Annotated in this window: 1 protein-coding gene; it reads right to left on the bottom strand. The window is 62.5% G+C overall.

What is annotated here, in order from left to right:
- Positions 1–93 precede the first annotated feature (93 nt).
- On the bottom strand, positions 94–1,655 hold a 1,562-nt coding region (locus AC0V2Y_RS26835; RefSeq protein ID WP_475418403.1), incomplete at its 5' end, for a prohead protease/major capsid protein fusion protein.

A 1,655-nucleotide genomic window follows, 5' to 3' on the forward strand; every position in this document is an offset into this window, starting at 1 on the left:
GGTATTGCCTGGCTGTACAAAATTTTTCATCTCGATTCCTTGCAAAGTAAAGTGAGGCACCACCGCGAAGCGATGGCGCCGCTTGACCAGCGCTTATGCGCCGGCGTTTTTCCACAGGCCGCGGTGATCGACCACCTTGGCAGCGAAATCCAGGCGCGCCTTGACCTTCATGCCATCCACATCGAAGCCGATTTCGTTCTCGATCCAGACGCCTTCGGCGCCATCGAGCCAGCAGTATTCGACGGTGTCGATCTCGCCGCTGTTCGAGGCCAAGTACCAAGCCGTCGCGCTATTGCCATCCAGCAGAGGTTCGACAATCGGCTCAACCGCCGTGCGACCGCCGGCACGGAACTCATTCACATCGCCCGCCTTGGCCGGCACGTAGTTGCTGCTGGTGTACTGGTAAGCCAACTGCTCTTGCGCCGTCGGCACGATCAGAAAGTTCGGCACAACGTTCAGCTCTTCGCCGGCCAGGCCTTTCTGCAGGCGCATCTGGCTGCGGCCCTTACCCAGCGCCGCCGCCGAAATCGCGCCAGGATCACCGAGGTTGCCATGATCCGCGCTGAACAGCTGCTTGCCATCGCCCATGGCTGGGTTGCCGGTGAGCTGTGCATACACCAGGCGATTTTCCAGGCGGCTGGCCGAAGCGCCGAAAGCGGCAACCAAGCGGTCCAGGGCGCGCAAATCATCGTTGACCAGGGTCTGGCGCGATACCGCCACGATGCGGCCATACGTCACCACGCCGTAGGTTTCACCGGCGTCGTTGATGGTGCCGTACTGATACTCGCCCGCTTCATTGAGTTTCAGCAGGTCCGGTGCGCCGCCCATTTGCACCACTTGCATTTTCTTGAAGTCTGGCGCATTCGGGGCACGGCGCGCCCACAACTTGTAGGTGCGCTCGGCTTCCGCATACGCCTGGCGCAGGCGCTTGTTCAGTACGTTCGACAGGATGGCCGGGAAGTCGGACGTGGTGTGCATGGCACGGCCGGCAATCTCGATGCCCGACAGGCCGCGCACGTTGACGCCAGCGTGATCGAGCGTTTCTTCAGCCATGCGCAGCAGCGACATATGGCGGTACTGGCGCGCATGCTCAGGCAGCGCAACGCTTGGGTTCAGGCGATGCACGATTGCGTCCGTGATCGCGGCACGGCGGTTATCCGTCTCGTCGCTGACAGTCTGGATATGCGCGCCAGAGCGCGTCGGTGTGGCCGTACTACGTTTGGCCTTTTCGCGCAGCACGGCCAGGCCTGCGCCTTCGGCCGTCATATCACGGTTGCCGATCAGTTGATCTGCGTAGGCCGGCTCCAGGCCGCCCAAGGTGACGGCTTCGCGGATGCCGCTTTGACGTTCGCCTTCCAGACGCGCGCCCTCTGCACGCGCATCATCGAGCGCGCGCTGGTTGATAGCCTGCTGGCCTTGGTCGCCGGCAGCTGGTGCCGCCGCCGGGGTGTTGTTTGCTGCACCTGGCATGGTGTTTTCCTCTCTGGTGTGATCGACGGCGGCTGCCGGCGAGATAGTTGATACGGGGTTGCTGCGTGTTGAAAAAGTACAGGGCGCCATTCGCACGGTCGGCCCGGTGTTGGGTTTGGCTGGGTCATCGCTGCGTACACCGCAGTCGGCATCTGCACCAATGGGCACCAGAGACACCTCAGTCG

It is taken from the genome of Janthinobacterium sp. BHSEK (assembly GCF_056174685.1).